The sequence below is a fragment of the Streptomyces sp. NPDC001832 genome (assembly GCF_040297265.1).
GTDB lineage: Bacteria > Actinomycetota > Actinomycetes > Streptomycetales > Streptomycetaceae > Streptomyces.
The window spans coordinates 1-16,596 of sequence record NZ_JBEOYU010000006.1 but is presented as its reverse complement, the minus strand read 5'-3'; the positions used below and the strand labels follow the sequence as shown (position 1 = coordinate 16,596).

The 16,596-nt window shown below is 68.7% G+C and carries 12 protein-coding genes; 2 read left to right on the top strand and 10 right to left on the bottom strand.

Features of this window, described 5'->3' with window-relative positions:
• Positions 1 to 103: 103 nt before the first annotated feature.
• The 10 genes from ABT115_RS07075 to ABT115_RS07030 all read right to left on the bottom strand — a co-directional run bounded on the left by ABT115_RS07075 (position 104) and on the right by ABT115_RS07030 (position 13,710).
• A complete protein-coding gene (locus tag ABT115_RS07075) occupies positions 104 to 502 on the bottom strand; it encodes a cytidine deaminase (protein ID WP_351784899.1) in 399 nt (132 codons plus the stop codon).
• The gene (locus tag ABT115_RS07070; RefSeq protein ID WP_351784897.1) at positions 499 to 1,788 is read right to left on the bottom strand and encodes an ABC transporter permease; all 1,290 of its coding nucleotides are present in this window, start codon (positions 1,786 to 1,788) and stop codon (positions 499 to 501) included. The genes ABT115_RS07075 and ABT115_RS07070 overlap by 4 nt, the downstream gene beginning before the upstream one ends.
• Positions 1,785 to 2,927: an ABC transporter permease gene (locus tag ABT115_RS07065; RefSeq protein WP_351784895.1), complete on the bottom strand. Its 1,143-nt coding sequence runs from the start codon at positions 2,925 to 2,927 to the stop codon at positions 1,785 to 1,787. Before ABT115_RS07065 ends, ABT115_RS07070 begins: the two co-directional genes overlap by 4 nt.
• Positions 2,924 to 4,516 carry an ABC transporter ATP-binding protein gene (locus ABT115_RS07060; RefSeq protein WP_351784893.1) on the bottom strand — a complete coding sequence of 531 codons (1,593 nt, stop codon included), beginning with the start codon at positions 4,514 to 4,516 and terminating at the stop codon, positions 2,924 to 2,926. Before ABT115_RS07060 ends, ABT115_RS07065 begins: the two co-directional genes overlap by 4 nt.
• 183 nt (positions 4,517 to 4,699) lie before the next feature.
• Positions 4,700 to 5,740, bottom strand: a complete 1,041-nt coding sequence (locus tag ABT115_RS07055; RefSeq protein ID WP_351784891.1) for a BMP family lipoprotein — start codon at positions 5,738 to 5,740, stop codon at positions 4,700 to 4,702.
• Positions 5,741 to 6,076: 336 nt separating this feature from the next.
• Complete coding sequence (locus tag ABT115_RS07050; protein WP_351784889.1) at positions 6,077 to 9,778, bottom strand: S8 family serine peptidase; 3,702 nt, start codon at positions 9,776 to 9,778, stop codon at positions 6,077 to 6,079.
• A 282-nt stretch (positions 9,779 to 10,060) separates the two neighbouring features.
• Positions 10,061 to 11,290 (bottom strand): amidohydrolase, encoded by a 1,230-nt coding sequence (locus ABT115_RS07045; protein WP_351785261.1) that lies wholly within the window; start codon positions 11,288 to 11,290, stop codon positions 10,061 to 10,063.
• Between the two features lie 151 nt (positions 11,291 to 11,441).
• Entirely contained in the window at positions 11,442 to 11,651 is a 210-nt protein-coding gene (locus tag ABT115_RS07040; RefSeq protein WP_351784887.1) for a hypothetical protein, read from the bottom strand.
• Positions 11,652 to 11,839: 188 nt separating this feature from the next.
• The gene (locus ABT115_RS07035) at positions 11,840 to 13,030 is read right to left on the bottom strand and encodes a sensor histidine kinase (protein WP_351784885.1); all 1,191 of its coding nucleotides are present in this window, start codon (positions 13,028 to 13,030) and stop codon (positions 11,840 to 11,842) included.
• Between the two features lie 17 nt (positions 13,031 to 13,047).
• A complete protein-coding gene (locus tag ABT115_RS07030) occupies positions 13,048 to 13,710 on the bottom strand; it encodes a response regulator transcription factor (protein WP_351784883.1) in 663 nt (220 codons plus the stop codon).
• Between the two features lie 189 nt (positions 13,711 to 13,899).
• Between ABT115_RS07030 and ABT115_RS07025 the strand changes: the two genes are divergently transcribed.
• Complete coding sequence (locus ABT115_RS07025) at positions 13,900 to 15,339, top strand: ABC transporter permease (protein ID WP_351784881.1); 1,440 nt, start codon at positions 13,900 to 13,902, stop codon at positions 15,337 to 15,339.
• A 1-nt stretch (position 15,340) separates the two neighbouring features.
• Entirely contained in the window at positions 15,341 to 16,057 is a 717-nt protein-coding gene (locus ABT115_RS07020; RefSeq protein ID WP_351784879.1) for an ABC transporter ATP-binding protein, read from the top strand.
• The last annotated feature ends 539 nt before the right edge of the window (positions 16,058 to 16,596 follow it).

Here is a 16,596-nt window from a genome sequence, read left to right as displayed (position 1 = left end):
ATCCTTCCGGCCGGTGCGTACGCAAGAGTCCTGAATGACTCTACGCGCATAGAGGGTGGATACGGGTGTGGCCCTCCCAACGAGCAGGAGGGCCACAGCAGTTCTACTTCAGATGATCCGGTCCGAACGCCTGCGGAAGCATCTCGTCGAGCGTGCGCAGGCCGTCCGGCGTCTCCAGGATCAGCTCCGGCCCGCCGAACTCGTACAGCAGCTGCCTGCACCTGCCGCACGGCACCAGGATCTCGCCCGCCCCGTCCACACAGGTGAAGTGAGTCAGCCGCCCGCCGCCGGTGGCGTGGAGCTGGGAGACCAGGCCGCACTCGGCGCACAGCCCGATGCCGTACGAGGCGTTCTCGACGTTGCAGCCGGACACCGTGCGGCCGTCGTCGACGCGTGCCGCGGCGCCGACCGGATAGCGCGAGTAGGGAACGTACGCACGCGCCATGACGGACCGTGCGGCGCTCCGCAGCGCCGCCCAGTCGACCTCCGCGGCGGCCGTCACTTGCCCTGGCCCTTGCGGTAGCGCATGCCGTCCGCCTTGGGCATCCGCAACCGTTGGGCGGAGAGCGAGAGGACGAGCAGCGTGACGATGTACGGGGTGGCGCTCACGAACTCGGTGGGCACCGTGTCCGTGGCGAGGTACCAGACCAGCACCGCGGCGGCGATGACCGCGCTGACCGCGCCCTGGACGAAGCTCTTGCGGTAGAGCTTCCAGACGGCGAGCGCGGCCAGCACGACCACGAGCAGCAGGAGCAGTGCGTGGACGGACTCGCCGCCGTTGCGCAGCTGGAGCGCGTCGGCGAAGCCGAACAGGCCGGCGCCCATGGCGAGCCCGCCGGGCCGCCAGTTGCCGAAGATCATCGCGGCCAGACCGATGTAGCCGCGGCCGCCGGTCTGGCCCTCGTTGTAGATGTGCGAGGTGACGAGCGAGAGGAAGGCACCGCCGAGGCCGGCCATGCCACCGGAGACGATCACCGCGATGTACTTGTAGCGGTAGACGTTCACACCGAGCGATTCGGCGGCGATCGGGTTCTCGCCGCAGGAGCGCAGCCGGAGCCCGAACGAGGTCTTCCACAGTACGAAGAACGTGAGGACGAAGAGGAGCACGGCCAGGATCGTCAGCAGCGACACATTGGTGACCAGGCCGCCGATGACGCCGGCCAGGTCGGAGACGAAGAACCAGTGGTGCTGTTCGATGGAGTGCAGCCAGTCGGAGAGCCCCGGGATGGTCACCGAGGTGATGTCGTCGGACGGCGGGGACTGCTTCGGGCTGCCGCCCTTGGCCGCCGCCTCGCCGGTGTTGAACCAGAGCTTGGCGAAGTAGGTGGTGAAGCCGAGCGCCAGGATGTTGATGGCGATACCGGAGATGATGTGGTCGACGCCGAAGGTGACGGTCGCAATCGCGTGCAGCAGCCCACCGAGCATGCCGCCGACGACCCCGGCCAGTACGCCGAGCCACGGGTCGGTCTGCCAACCGGCCCAGGCGCCGAAGAAGGTACCCAGGATCATCATGCCTTCGAGGCCGATGTTGACCACACCGGCCCGCTCGGCCCAGAGGCCGCCGAGACCGGCGAGCCCGATCGGCACAGCCATCGCGAGCGCCGCGCTGATCTGTCCCGCCGATGTGATGTCCTCGGCGCCGGTGATGGCGCGTACGGCGGACAGCGCGAGCAGGGCCCCCGCGACGATGAGCAGTACGACGGGGAGGGAGAGGCGGGTGCGGCCGCCCTTGCCGCCGGAGACCTTGGGGGCCGCGGCGGGCGGGGTGGAAGTCGCCGTGACGGTCACGCCGACACCTCCTGCTGTTCGGAGTTACGGGCGGCCTGCTGGTCGGAGCTTCGGGAGGCGGCCTGTGCGGCGAGTTCCGCGCCGACCTTGCTCTGCTGCCGCTTGAGACCGTAGCGGCGGACGACTTCGTAGGCGATGACGACGCACAGGACGATGACGCCCTGGATCACGCCGACGATCTCCTTGTCGTACCCCTCGAATTCGAGCTTGCCGGTGCCGCGCTCAAGGAAGCCCCAGAGCAGTGCGCCGAGCGCGATGCCGACGGGGTGGTTGCGGCCGAGGAGGGCGATGGCGATACCGGTGAAGCCGATGCCGACCGGGAAGTCGCCGCTGTACTCGTAGCTGTCGTTGAGGAGGGTCGGCATGCCGACCAAGCCGGCCACGGCACCGGAGAGCAGCATCGAGGTGACGACCATCTTCTTGACGTCGACGCCGCTGGCCTCGGCCGCGGAGCCGGACTGGCCGACGGTGCGCAGGTCGAAGCCGAACCGGGTACGGGAGAGCGCGAACCAGTAGGCGATGCCCGCGGCGACCGCGACCACGATGAAGCCCCAGACGGGCGCCGGGGTGGTCGGGAACTCGAAGAAGTGCGCGGACTCGGGGAGCGGCTTGGTGGAGATCTTCGTGCCGGCCTCGTCGAGGTGGCCGAGGCGGCCCTGCTGGAGCAGATAGCCGATGATCGCCGTCGCGATGGAGTTCAGCATGATCGTCGAGACGACCTCGCTGACGCCACGGGTGACCTTGAGGACACCGGCGATACCGGCCCACATCGCGCCGACGGTCATCGCGGTGAGGATGATCAGCGGGATCTGCAGGAAGCCGGGCAGGGTCAGCGCGCCGCCGACCGCGGCGGCGAAGAAGGCGGCGAGGCGGTACTGGCCGTCGACGCCGATGTTGAAGAGGTTCATCCGGAAGCCGATGGCCACCGCGAGACCCGCCAGGTAGTACGTCGTCGCCTTGTTCAGGATGTAGACCTGACTGTCCGACTTCAGCCCGTAGTCGAACATGATGCCGAAGGCGCTGAACGGCTCCTTGCCGGTGGCGGCCAGCACGAGTGCGGTCACCAGGAAGGCGACCACGATCGCGAGTACGGGGGCCGCGATCCCCAGGAGCAGCCGCTCCTTGTCGATCTTCTTCATCGGTCCTCTCCCCCGTTCCGGGGGTCGGTGTCGGTGCTTTCGGCGCCCGAGTCGGCCGGTTTTGCTGACTCCTCCGGCGCTTCGAGGTGGCCGGTGGCCGCGCCCGTCATCGCCGAGCCGAGCTCCTCCGGGGTGATGGTCGCCGGGTCGGCGTCCGCGACCAGCCGGCCGCGGTACATGACGCGCAGGGTGTCGGAGAGCCCGATCAGCTCGTCCAGGTCGGCGGAGATGAGCAGCACCGCCAGTCCTTCGCGGCGTGCCTCGCGGATCTGGTCCCAGATCTGCGCCTGTGCGCCGACGTCCACGCCCCGTGTGGGGTGCGCGGCGATCAGCAGCTTCGGGTTGTGGCTCATCTCGCGGCCGACGATCAGCTTCTGCTGGTTGCCGCCGGAGAGGGAGGCGGCGGTGACCTCGATACCGGGAGTGCGGACGTCGTACTCGCGCACGATCCGCTCGGTGTCGGCGCGGGCGCCCTTGAGATCGAGGAACGCGCCCTTGCTGTTGGGGCGTTCGGTGACATGGCCGAGGATGCGGTTCTCCCAGAGCGGGGCCTCCAGCAGCAGTCCGTGCCGGTGGCGGTCCTCGGGGACGACGGCCATGCCGTCCTCGCGGCGCTTACGGGTCGGCGTGCGGGAGATGTCGGCGCCGTCCAGGGTGAGTACGCCTGCGTCGAGGTGGCGCATGCCCATGATCGCGTCGACCAGTTCGGACTGACCGTTGCCCTCGACGCCCGCGATGCCGAGGACCTCGCCCTTGTGGATGGTGAAGCCGATGCCGTCGAGCACCGAACGCACCACCCCGTCGGGGTCGGTGGCGGTCAGCCGCAGCCCTTCGACGGTCAGCATCGGGATGTCGGTGACGGTCGACTCGCGGGTCTCCGGCGACGGGAGTTCGCTGCCGACCATCAGCTCGGCGAGCTGCTTGGTCGTGGTGCGCTTCGGGTCGGCGGTGCCCACCGTCGTACCGCGCCGGATGACGGTGATCTCGTCGGCGACCGACAGGACCTCGCCCAGCTTGTGGGAGATGAAGATGACGGTCAGGCCCTCGGCCTTGAGCTCGCGCAGGTTGTCGAACAGCGCGTCGACCTCCTGCGGCACGAGGACGGCGGTGGGCTCGTCGAGGATCAGGGTGCGGGCGCCGCGGTAGAGGACCTTGAGGATCTCCACGCGCTGCCGGTCGGCGACCCCGAGGTCCTCGACCATGGCGTCCGGGCGGACACCGAGACCGTAGGCGTCGGAGATCTCCTTGATCTTGGCGCGAGCCCGGTCGCCGATCCCGTACAGCTTCTCGGAGCCGAGGACGACGTTCTCCAGGACCGTGAGGTAGTCGGCGAGCATGAAGTGCTGGTGCACCATGCCGATACCGCGTTCGATGGCGTCGCCGGGGTTGTGGAACGAGACCTGCTCGCCGTCCACCGCGATGGTTCCCTCGTCCGGCTTCTGCATGCCGTACAGGATCTTCATCAGAGTGGACTTGCCGGCGCCGTTCTCGCCGACGAGAGCGTGGACGGTGCCGCGGCGCACGGTGATGTCGATGTCGTGGTTGGCCACGACTCCGGGGAACCGCTTGGTGATGCCGCGGAGCTCCACGGCATGAGGACTGCTGGACGCGTTGATGGCGCACTCTCCTTGGCAGGAGCGGAGGGCGGAGGCGGTGGGACGGAGGGCGGGCAGCGTGCGTACGGCTACGGTGAAGCAGGGGGAGCCGTACGTGAATCGGGGCCCGCGCGAACAGCCGAAGCAGCTCGCCCGGGCCCCGATCGACGGGTCGGATCAGGTCGTGGTCTTGACCTTGATGGTGCCGTCGACGATCTTCTTCTTCGCCTCGTCGAGCTGGGGCTGGATGTCCTTGAGGTGGTCACCCGTGGTGGTCAGGCTGACGCCGCCCTCGGCCAGGGAGTACGCCTGCGTGCCGGTCAGCGGCTTGCCGTCCTTGACGGACTTGACCAGGTCGTAGACACCGCCGTCGACGTTCTTGACGACGGAGGTCATTATCGTGTCCTTGTACTTCGCCAGCGCCGGGTCGAGGGCCTGGTCGGAGTCGACGCCGATGGACCAGGCGCCCTTCTTGCCCGCGACGGCCTCGATCGCACCGGCGCCCGAGCCGCCCGCGGCGGAGAAGATGACGTCCGCGCCCTTGTCGAGCATGCCCTTGGCGGCGGCCGCGCCCTTGTCGGGGCTGCCGAAGCCGGAGAGGTCCGAGCCGGTGGACAGGTACTGGATCTGCACCTTGGCCTTCGGATTGGTGTCCAGGACACCCTGCTCGAAGCCCGCGGCGAACTTCTTGATCAGCGGGAGGTCCACGCCGCCGATGAAGCCGACCTGACCGTCCTTCGACTTCAGCGCGGCCGCGACACCGGCGAGGTAGGAACCTTCCTCCTCGGCGAAGACGATGCTGTCGACGTTCTTCGCGCTGGCGACCGAGTCGACCAGACCGAAGCTGACCTTGGGATACTTGGCCGCGATCTTGTCGACCGCGTCCTTGTACGCGAATCCAACCGCGATGACCGGGTTGTAGCCGCCCTCGGCGAGCGACTCGAGGCGCTGCTCACGGTCGGCAGGGGTCTCACCGGACTTGGCGGTGAGCTCCTTGGTCTCGGCACCGAACTCGGCCTTGGCCTTGTCCAGACCGCGCGCGGCGGAGTCGTTGAACGAGTTGTCACCACGGCCGCCCACGTCGTAGGCCATGCCGATCTTCATCTCACCCTTGTCGGAGCTGGAGCTCTCGGTGGACGACTCGCCACACGCGGTGGCGGTGAGCGCGAGGGCCGCGGTGACAGCACACGCAGCGGTGATCTTGGATACCCGGCGCAAGGGAAGGCTCCTTCAAACCTGACCGAAGCGCCTCTTCCGGCGCTGGTTTCGCCGCGATCGTAACGCGCGTAGATGTCAGATAAAGCCCTGTACGGAAGCCGTTATCGGATCGTCGCGAACGGGGGGTGACCTGCCCGATTACGGATGGTTGCCGTCGAGCGACGCGGAGGCAGTAAGGAACTCCACGGCCACCATAATGACCTCCTCGTCGACACCGAAATCACCGCGATGCAGGCCAAGTCGGGCAAAGTGTCACCGGACGAGGTCCCGGGGACGGCCGGACAGCTCCGGCCGTGCCCCAGGACCTGGTCGTACTGTGCGTCATGCGCGGGATGGTCAGCGCACGCCCACCGCGTGGATGAGCTCCTGCTTCACCGAGCCGCCCCGGTCGTCGTTCGCGCCTGCCCGCAGCGAGACGAACTTCGCGCCGTCCGGGACGCGCAGCTCACCGTTCCAGGAGGCGTCGCTTGACGAGCTCAGCGCGACGTTCGTCCAGGTCGCCCCCTCGTCGTAGGAGACCTCCAGGGAGCCGCCCCCGAGGACACCCGTGTCCGACGCGCCCTTCACGTACTCGGCGTAGATCCGTACGGGCACCCGGCTGCCGCCCCGGACATCGCCGACGAGGTCGGTGTCGAGGTCGAAGCCGAGGTTGATCATCGGCAGGTAGGTCCACCGGTCGGCCGGGGTCTCCTTGGAGCGGATGGTCCACTCCGAGTGGCCCTTGGTGGCGAGCCGCCAGCGGGCCGGGTCGAGCGTGGTGTCGGTGACTACCTTGTAGGTGGCCTCCTCTGCGGGGGCGTCCCAGACGTAGCCACCGGAACTTATCCTGCGGGAGACCTGCTCGCCGTTGACGTACACCTCGGTGTACTGGCTCATCGTCCGGTCGGTGTACACGTCGCCCCAGCCGGAGTGGTCCGGTCCGGAGTCGCCCCAGCCGAACATGTTGAACTGCAGTTGTTTGCCGGAGCGCTGCTGACCCCAGCCGATGCCGGTGCCGAGCCACGGGTGCCAGACCGGCTTGAACCAGTCCAGACCGGTCTTGCTGCCGCCCCGGTAGGACGAGATGCCGCCGCGCTGCTCCATCGTGAGCCGTTTCTCCGCCAGGTTGACGGCCTCGTGCCAGCGCTGGCCGGTGCCGGTGGAGACGTACTCGGTGCGCTCGGTCGGGAAGACGATCCACTCCTTGAAGCCGAAGCCGTACCGGAAGGTGTCGGTGATCGAGTAGCGGAATTCGCCGCCGAGCTCCTTCTTGGCCGTCGGCATGTGGAACTTCGAGTGGATCGTGGCGAGTTCGTCCTTGCCAGGCCGGAAGACGAGGTCCGTGCCGATGGCTCCGGGGTGCCCCTCGGAGAGGTCGTAGGTGTACGGGGTGAAGGGGGTGCCCGTCAGGTCGAGAGCCTGCCCGCGGGCCGCGGCGGACGCGATCGTGGCGGCGTCGGCCGCGTTCACGGTGGCGACGGCGATCGGCCGTTCCTCGCGGTCGGCGGTGCCGAACCACGCCGCCAGCCGGCCGGGCTTGTCGTCGGTGACGAACAGGACCTTGGCGCCCGCGTCCTGGGCGGTCTGGGCGAGCTGCGTGGGGTCGGCGCCCTCGGTGCGGCGGACCAGGACCGCCTTGCCGGTGACGTCCTTGCCGGCGTACTCCGCGGCGGTGCCGGTGCCCGCGTCGACGACGCCGAGACGGTGACGGCCCTCGAGGAGGGTGGCGCCGCGCTGCGGGGCGGCGTTGAAGAGCCGGACGCCGCCCGCGGCGACATCGAGCATCGGCTTGCCGAGCCGCCAGACCGTCCGGTACTCGAAGGTGCCGGTGGCGGGCTTGGTGGTGGGCGCGGCGAAGATCGAGTCGTACTTCGCGGGGACCATTTCGGCGTCGCTGAAGGAGGCTCCGTTGGCCTTGCGGTCGAACTCCATCAGGAGCTGCCGGGTCTCGGTGCGCTTGTCGACCTCGGCGCGTATCTCACGCAGTTGGCGCCCGTCGAGGGTGATCTCGCGGTCGCGGTCGAGGACGATCTCCGGATCGATGAGGAAGCCGAGGCCGAGGGAGTCCTTGCCGTGCGAGCCGCGGACGTCGAGGAAGGTGTTGACGGTGTACGTGCCGGGCTTCAGGCGCAGTTGAACAGTGCCGGACTCGCCGATGGCCGCCCCGAACGGGTCGACGTTCGCGGCCAGCTGCTTCACCCAGAGCACGGCGGGGGTGGGGGCGCCGTCGCGGTCCTTGACATGGACGGTGAGGTTGTAGCGCTCTTCCTCCTTGACCAGGCCGAGCGCGGTGTGCGTGACGGGCGTGCCGCCGGAGGTGGCGGTGATGCGGCCGGAGGTGGTGCCGACGGGGGCCTTGGCGCCGTCGCCGGTGACGGTGGTCTGCGCGGTGCCGTGGGCCGGGACGGTGAGGGTGCTGTCGGCGAGGGTGGTGGTGCCCTGCGGCATGCCCTCGACGGCCAGGTTCAGCTCGACGGGCGCGTTGGAGGAGTTGGTGTACGTGACGGTCTTCGTCACGGGCTTGTTCTTCTCGTAAGGCCAGGAGTAGAAGCCCAGGTCGGCGGAGCCGGTGGCGGTGACGTTCGCCAAGATCGCGGCGGCTACGTCGACCCGGCCCGCGCCGAGGGCGTACGAGGACGCGGTGAGCGTCTTGGAGCTGGACATGAGGGCGTTCTTGAGCTGGGCGCCGGTCCAGTCGGGGTGCCGCTCGGCGAGGAGCGCGGCGACGCCCGCGACGTGCGGGGTCGCCATCGACGTACCGCTCTTGGAGGTGTAGAGGCCGCTGCCGCTGACGAGCTGGGAGCGGGCGGCGAGAATGTCGACACCGGGGGCGGAGATGTCGGGCTTGAGGGCCTGGTCGCCGTAGCGGGGGCCCTTGCTGGTGAAGTAGGCGGCGCGGTCGGCGGAGTCGACGGCGCCGACGGTGAGCGCGGAGTCGGCGGCGCCGGGTGAGCCGATGGAGCCCGGGGCGCCGGCGTTGCCGGCGGCGATGACGAAGAGGGCGCCGGTCTCGGCGGAGAGGGTGTTCACCGCCTGCGCCATGGGGTCGGTGCCGTCGCTGGCCTCGCTGGAGCCGAGGCTCATCGAGACGATCTTCGCGTCGATATCCTTCGCGGCCCACTCCATGCCGGCGATGACCTGCGACTCGCTGCCGGAACCCTGGTCGCTGAGGACCTTGCCGACGGCGAGGGTGGCGCCGGGGGCGACGCCCTGCTCCTTGCCTTCGGAGCCCGCGCCGCTGCCGCCGACGGTGGAAGTGACATGGGTGCCGTGGCCTTGGCGGTCGGCGACCTCCTGGCCCTCGATGAAGGACCGGCTCTCGGCGACCCGTCCGTCGAGGTCGGGGTGGGTGAGGTCGGCGCCGGTGTCGAGTACAGCGACCTTGACGCCCTTGCCGGTCAGGCCGGCCTCCCAGGCCTTGGGGGTGCCGATCTGGGCGTTGGAGTCGGCCATGTCGGCCTTGACCCGGGCGTCGAGCCAGACCTTCATGGCACCGGCCGAGCGGGCGCCGGGGCGGACGGAGCTGGTGAACTCACGCCAGAAGGCGGCTGGTTCGGTGGCTCGTACGGCCGCGCCACTGATGCTGGGCAGGGACCGGACGGTCTTGGTGCCGCGCGGGGCGGCGGCGGTGCGGGCGCCCTTGCCGTGCGTCACGATCAGCGGCAGATCGCCGGTGATGCCCTGCTCGACGAGGCCGGTGACGTCGAAGAGCCGCCGGTCGAGGACACCGGACTGCAGATAGGGGCGGGCCTCGTCGGGTATGACGGTGATCCTGCCGTCCACGGTCTCGTTGTGGACGGCCCCGGTGGCGCCCTTGGCCCGGTCGACGGTGACGGTCTTCTGGCCGCCGCCGATGTCGGTGAGGGTGACGCGGTCACCGGTGATGAGGGTGACGGTGGTGCTCGTGCTCGCGCCCTTGGCCCCGGTGAAGGTGGCCGGTGCGGACGCGGTGTCCGGGGCGGTGTCCGGGGCGGCGGCGGTCTGCCCCGCCGAGAGCAGCACCAGGGAGAGCCCTGCGGCGAGCAGGGCGGCCCTTCCTCCTGCGGAAGGTCTGATCACGACGCACTCCTCGGACGCCCGGGGGAAGGGGTGGTCCGGGCGCCGCGATGAGTCTGGGCCGTGGGGAGGGAGTTGATGCCTGTCGCGCGTGGCGGCTATGTGTCTGGCGGTCAACCGCCAATTGATGAAGCCCTGTTGACATCCGCATGCCGGTCAGGCGTCGAGACGAGTCAAGCGGCGCGCGGATCTTGGCCGCGCGCCGGTCAGGGCATCGGGGGACTACGCGCGCATCCCCGTACGAATAGCCACCGGTGCCCGCCGCTTCACGCGGTGGATCCAGGCTCAGGCGGAGCAGCCATCCAGAAGTGCCGACGCCGTGAACAGCTCTACGCCCACCTTGATGGCCTCCTCGTCCGCGTCAAAATCACCGCGATGCAGGTCAAGTCGGGCAGTGTTGCCGGGAGTACGGACCCCGAGCCGGGCCATGGCTCCGGGGACGTGTTCCAGGTACCAGGAGAAGTCCTCGCCGCCGAGGCTCTGTTCGGTGTCCTCGATCGCATACGGTCCGCGGCGCGCGGTCATCGCTCCGGCGAGCAGATCGATCACGGCGGCGTCGTTCACGACGGGCGGGACGCCCCGGACGTAGTTGATCAACGTCTTGGCCCGGTGCATCCCGGCCACCTCGTCGATCGCCGCGTGCACCAGGTCCGGCGCCTCCCGCCAGGCCGCCAGGTCCAGACAGCGCACGGTGCCGGACAGCTCGGCGTGCTGCGGGATCACATTGCAGGCGTGACCGGCCTCCAGCCGCCCCCAGGTGACGGCGAGTCCGGCACGGGCGTCGACCCGGCGGGCCAGCAGCGCGGGCACCTCGGTGGCCACCTTGGCGGCGGCCGTGACCAGGTCAGTGGTCAGGTGCGGGCGGGCGGTGTGGCCGCCCGGCCCGTCGAGGGACACCTCCAGGCGGTCGCAGGCCGAGGTGATCGCCCCGACCCGCAGCCCGATCCGCCCCACGTCCACCTTCGGGTCGCAGTGCACCCCGATGATCCGCCCGACGCCCTCCAGCACCCCGGACGCGATCGTGTCAGGCGCCCCGCCCGGCAGTACCTCCTCGGCCGGCTGGAAGATCAGCCGTACGGGATTCGGCAGCAGCCCCTGCCCGTCGAGGTCGGCGAGCACGAGACCGGCGCCGAGGACCGCGGTGGTGTGGATGTCGTGCCCGCAGGCATGCGCCCGGTCGGGGACGGTGGAGCGGTACGGGACGCCCGCCTTGGTGTCCGGGATGGGCAGTGCGTCGATGTCCGCGCGCAGGGCGAGCATGGGCCGGGTGGAGCCGTCCCGCGTACCCACGTCACAGATGAGTCCGGTTCCGGTGGAGAGCACCTCGGGCCGGAGCCCGGCCTTCTCCAGCCGGGCCTTGATGGCCGCGGTGGTCCTGAACTCCTGGTTGCCGAGCTCGGGGTGCATGTGCAAGTCGCGCCGGAAGGCGATCAACTCGGCCCGGAGGGTTTCGGGCAGCGTGCCGGGGAGCGGTTCGGTGTGGGAGGTCGGCTCGGCATCGGAATCGCGGGACATCAACTCGTTCACCTGGTGAAGGGTAAGGCCTTTCCCTCTTCAACTGACCATGAAACAAGAAAAGTTCAGCCACATAGACGAATAAATGACTGCGTCGAGACGTGTGGCGCGAGGCGGGGGTGGGTAGACTGAAACATTTTTGCCGCCTTGTCTACTTTTCCGCGGCAGAGCGGGCCTGCTGCGGACCGCGCGCAGCGGCTTCCCTCCCCCGCAGCCCGCGGCGCATCCCAAGCATCGCCGCCCCGATGCACAGGGCCCCCGCTGCCAGCAGATCCAGACTCACGGCCATCAGTACGGTCCCGGCGAGCACCAGCACCGGAACCCACGCCCGGACCACGTCCCGGCGGAAGAACGCGAGCAAGGTGACGAGGGCCAGCAGCCCGGCCCAAAGGAGGCTTGGCCGAACCTGTTCCGTCTCTCCGTCAACTCCCGTGCATCCATGCCCAGATGCTCGCGCCTGCCCATCCCCGCCAGCTATCGGGGCCGACCCCAAAGAACCCTGAGGGCGCCCAACTCACGGGTCAGGGTGATGCCGAGCACAACCGGTTCTCACGGCCTTCTGCGAGGCTCTGCCGGCAACTCGACCCGCACGAGGAGGCCGCCGGCCGCCTGAGCTCGCACCGTCACGGTGCCGTGGTGGCCACGCACGATGGACCGGACGATCGCTAGACCCAGACCGTGGCCGCTGCGGTCGCTGGCCACGCGGGGGCGGGCCCGGTAGAAGGGCTCGAAAAGGCGGCCCACCACCTTAGGGTCGACCGTCGGGCCAGTGTTGACGATCTCCAGGACGATCGCGTCGTTCACGCGATCGACGCGCACATCGACCGTCCCGCCCGGCACATTGTGCCTACAGCCGTTGTTCAGGAGGTTCACGACCAGCTGCCGCAAGAGCGTCTCGCTACCCATGACATCGCAGGGTTCGAGGGTGTCGATCGCGACGGTGATCGTCACGTCGTCTGCCCCGGCCCGCTGCTCGGCGACGGCCTGTTCCGTCAGTTCGGCCATGTCCACCGGCTCGGTTTCGTGGGTCTCTTGCTCCGCCGCGAGCCGCAGCAACTCCTGAACGACCTGGATGTTGCGCTCGTTGGTCTCGCGCAGCATCGGGAGCAGCTCGGCGAACTCCTCCTTCGACGTGTCGCCGTCGGCCATCTGTAGAATCGCGCGGGTCGTCGCGAGCGGTGTCAGGAGCTCATGCGATGCGTTCGCGGCGAACCGCTGATGTGCCGCGAACGACTCCTCCAGGCGCCCCAGCATCGTGTCGAAGGTGTCGGCGAGCTGCTTCAGTTCGTCCTTGGGTCCTTGGGCGTTGATCCGATATGTCAGGTCGCCCTCGCCGGCCTTGGCCGCCGCCTGATTGATGGTGTGCAGCGGTGCGAGCAGCCGTCGGGACAGGAGCCAGCCTGCGCTCAGGCCGATACCGAGGACCACGATCACGCCGCCGATGGACAGGACGAGGACCGTCGCCCACACATCCTCCTTGTCGCGGATCAGGCCGGAGACATCGATCGTGTCGCCCCGCTTCAGGGGCGGATCCTGGATGTGCGGCTCATGTTTCGGCGCGACGTGGGTCGGGCCGGCCTCCGTCTGCGGCACGACGATCGGCGTTGTGAAGTCGTATGTCGGCAGATAGCGGATCCCGATGTAGATGATGGCCACCATCATCGCCGAGCAGGCCGCGAGCGCGGCGCCGAAGCCGAGGAACAGCCGGGTGTGGATGCTCAGCGTGCGCGGCCTGTACACGCGGCCCCGATGCCGCCTCACTTCGCGCCCAAGTAGTAGCCCGCGCTGATCGCGGTGTGCACGAGCTGCGGTTCGCCGAGCTTCTTGCGTAGCGTGTGCACCACGAGCCGGACGGCGTTCGTGAGCGGATCGGCGTGCACGTCCCATGCCTTGTCGAGCAGGTACTCCGCGCTCAGGACCCCGCCGTCGGCGCGCATCAGCAGTTCCAGGACGGCCCTTTCCTTCGGCGTGAGTTTGATTTCCGCACCGCCGCGTGCCACCCGGCGTCGATGCGTGTCGAAGGTCAGGTCGGCGAACATCAGGATCGGGGAGTGCGACATGGGACTGCGCCGATACAAGGCGCGCAGTCGTGCGACCAGTTCGGGGAAGTCGAAGGGCTTGGCGAGATAGTCGTCCGCGCCGAGGCCCAGGCCTTCCACTTTGTCACCGAGCCGGCCGGCAGCCGTGAGCATCAGCACGCGGCAGCCCATGCCCATCTCGACGATGCGTCGGCACACCTCGTCGCCATGCACACCCGGCAGGTCACGATCCAGGACCACGGCGTCGTAGTCGTACACCGTGACCCACTCCAAGGCCGTCGTCCCGTCGTGGACGACGTCGACGGCGATGGCCTCGCGGCGCAGCCCGAGCTCCAGGACGCGCGCCATGTACTGCTCGTCCTCGACCACCAAGACCCGCACGTGCGTCGCCCCTTTCGCCGTTCCTGAGAACTGCCTGAAAATGCGGGGCGCGGCCGAAGAGGCTCCGTCCATTTCCCGGCGTTTCCGCCACGTCTACCAGATGCTGTCTTTGATTCGTGTATGAGAGTGCGCGTGAGACGCCCTTTTCGCCAACGTCGCTCAAAACGCCGACTGCATAGCGTGCCGTTCATGAACCTCTGCAAACGTGCGTGGTGGCGGCTCACCGGCGCCCCGGGCAAAACGCTGATGCTGGTCGGCTTGTTCTTCGTCGTCTGCACCCTGGTGCTGTCCGGCTTCCTGATCCAGTCGGCGGCGGCGCGCGCGGCCGACAGCGCCAAGAAGCGTGTGGGCGCGGTGGCCACGATGCAGCTCGATGTGAACGGTTTACTGGCGTCGGGCAAGAACAACGGCAGCGAGGGCAGCGGGCAGAACCCCGGCACCATCGGATCCGCCGGCGACCTGAAGCGCGAACTGGTCGACAAGATCTGCAAGTCGTCCGTGGTCGCCGACTGCAACTACACGGCGGACGGAGCCGCCTTCCCCACCACGACCACCAAGCTCTACCAGCCGGTCCCGGCGCCTGCGGGCCAGGACACCACCGGCACCGACCTGTTCAAGGTGGACGGTGTGCGCAAGCTCGACGAGGTGAGCGTCTTCCGCAACGGCGACGCCAAGATGATCGCCGGGAAGGGCATCGGACCGGACACCAAAAGGAACGAGATCGTCGTCGAGGAGCGTGTGACCAAGGAGAACAAGCTCGAGATCGGCCACACGGTCAAGCTCAAGATCGGCGAGCTGATGCCGGGCGTGGACACCTCGGAGCACGAGTTCGAGGTCATCGGCATCTACGAGAACGGCACGGCCGACACGGGCCAGTACGTGCCCGCCATGATGGATCCGGCCAACCAGCTCTACGCGAGCATCGAGGGCGCCAGCCTGCTCGGCGGCAGGACCACCGACGGCGGCGGCACCCTCAAGTCCGCTACCTTCAGCCTGACCGACCCCCGAGACCTGGACCAGCTCAAGCACGACGCGAATAAGGCCGGCGCCGATCTCCAGATCTTCCCGATCTCGGTCAACGACAAGCAGTACAGGACGCTCGTCGGCCCCATCACCAAGACCGCGAACTTCGCGACGGTCACCGTCTGGCTCGTCGCCGTCGCCGGCACCATCATCCTCGCCCTCGTCGTCGCCTCCAACCTGCGCGAGCGCCGCGGCGAGTTGGGCATCCTGCTCTCCCTCGGCGAGAAGAAGCCCAAGCTGCTCGGCCAGCACCTTGTCGAGGTCGTCGCCTGTGCCGTCATCGCGATCGCACTTGCCGGAGTGGGCAGCCAGTTCATCTCCGAGGCGATCGGCAACAAGCTGCTCGCCGGGGAGGTCGAATCGGCCAACAAGGAAGCCGAGAACGAGAGCCTCCAATCCGACCACAGCGACCCCAGCGGCATGAGTAAGCAGGGCGACGACCAGCCCAAGACCGATCCCATCGACTCACTCGACGTGCGCCTCGGTCCGTCCGACATCGCCAAGGTCGGCGCCACCGGACTCGGCATCGCCGCCCTGGCCACTCTCGTCCCCGGCACCCGCGTCCTGCGCCTCAACCCGCGCGACATCCTCACGAAGGGCAACTGACGTGACGAGCACACCCACCGACACGCACGCACCCGGCGGTACGACCGGGCCGATACTCGAACTCGCTGACGTGAGCCGCACGTACAGCACCGGTAGCCGTCGCCGCGTGGTCCTCAAGTCCGTCTCGTACACCTTCGAGGCCGGCCACATGTACGCCATTGTCGGCCCGTCCGGCTCCGGCAAAACGACATTGCTGTCCCTGGCCAGCGGGCTCGACGCACCCACCTCAGGCAGCGTCCGCTTCAAGGGCCGCGATGTGGCCGAAGTGGGCCTCGGCACGTACCGCAACCGGCACGTGGCCACCGTGTTCCAGTCGCTGAACCTGCTCACCTACATGAACGCCGTCCAAAATGTCACCTCCGCCATGGAGATCACCGGTGTCAGGGGCGGCAGCAGGAAGCAGCGCGCCAACGAACTGCTCGGGCTCCTCGGCATCGAGCCCGAGGACCGTACCCGCCGCACTCTCCAACTCTCCGGCGGCCAACAGCAGCGCGTAGCCATCGCCCGGGCACTGGCCTGCGAGGTCGACATCCTCTTCGCCGACGAGCCGACTGGTGCCCTTGACCACGAGACCGCCGCTGGCATCATCGAGGTCTTCCGGAAACTGGCCCACGATGACGGCAAGTGCGTGATCGTCGTCACGCACTCCAGGGACGTCGCCGCCGCCTGCGACAAGACACTCATACTCAAACGGGGAAAGCTGATTCCACAGGGCTGATCCCGGCGGGACGCGACGCAACGCCTCCGTCAACCGGGCGGCCAGGTACCGGACCTGGGCCGCCTCGGCCCCCGGGTCCGCGAGCAGATCCTGCGCATGCCCGATCAACTCCACTCGTCCGGCAGTTGGTCCAGCCCGCCGATCCGATCCTGCGAGGCAACCGTGGTGGCAGTACCTCAGTACGACGTCCATGAGGCCACGTCGGCAGGATGTCGGCCGTCCGGCGAGACTGTCGCTGCTCCATAGGCGATGTGTCGATGGCCGCTGGAACCGTGGGTGCCGAGTTGCCCAAGGGAGCAGCCGCAGCCGCCGGGGGGTTCACCACTTCGGTACAGATCGCCCCACGGTCAAGCAGTACGAGGAACGATCGGTGGATCGAGGCTTAGCCGACCGTGAAGGCGCCGACCTTGAAGCTGTCGCCGCAGACGCTGAAGTAGCCGCCCTGCGAGCCGTCCGCCTTCAGCACGTTCACCGTGGTGTCCGGCTGCTTCGGCAGCCCGACCTTGACGGTGGACGCGCCCACCGGGCAGGTGTCGCGG

What these genes read in the sequence shown, in the direction of transcription:
- ABT115_RS07065 (WP_351784895.1), bottom strand. Translation starts at nt 2,927, where the DNA reads ATGAAGAAGATCGACAAGGAGCGGCTGCTCCTGGGGATCGCGGCCCCC.
- ABT115_RS07045 (WP_351785261.1), bottom strand. Translation starts at nt 11,290, where the DNA reads ATGTCCCGCGATTCCGATGCCGAGCCGACCTCCCACACCGAACCGCTC.
- ABT115_RS07025 (WP_351784881.1), top strand. Translation starts at nt 13,900, where the DNA reads ATGAACCTCTGCAAACGTGCGTGGTGGCGGCTCACCGGCGCCCCGGGC.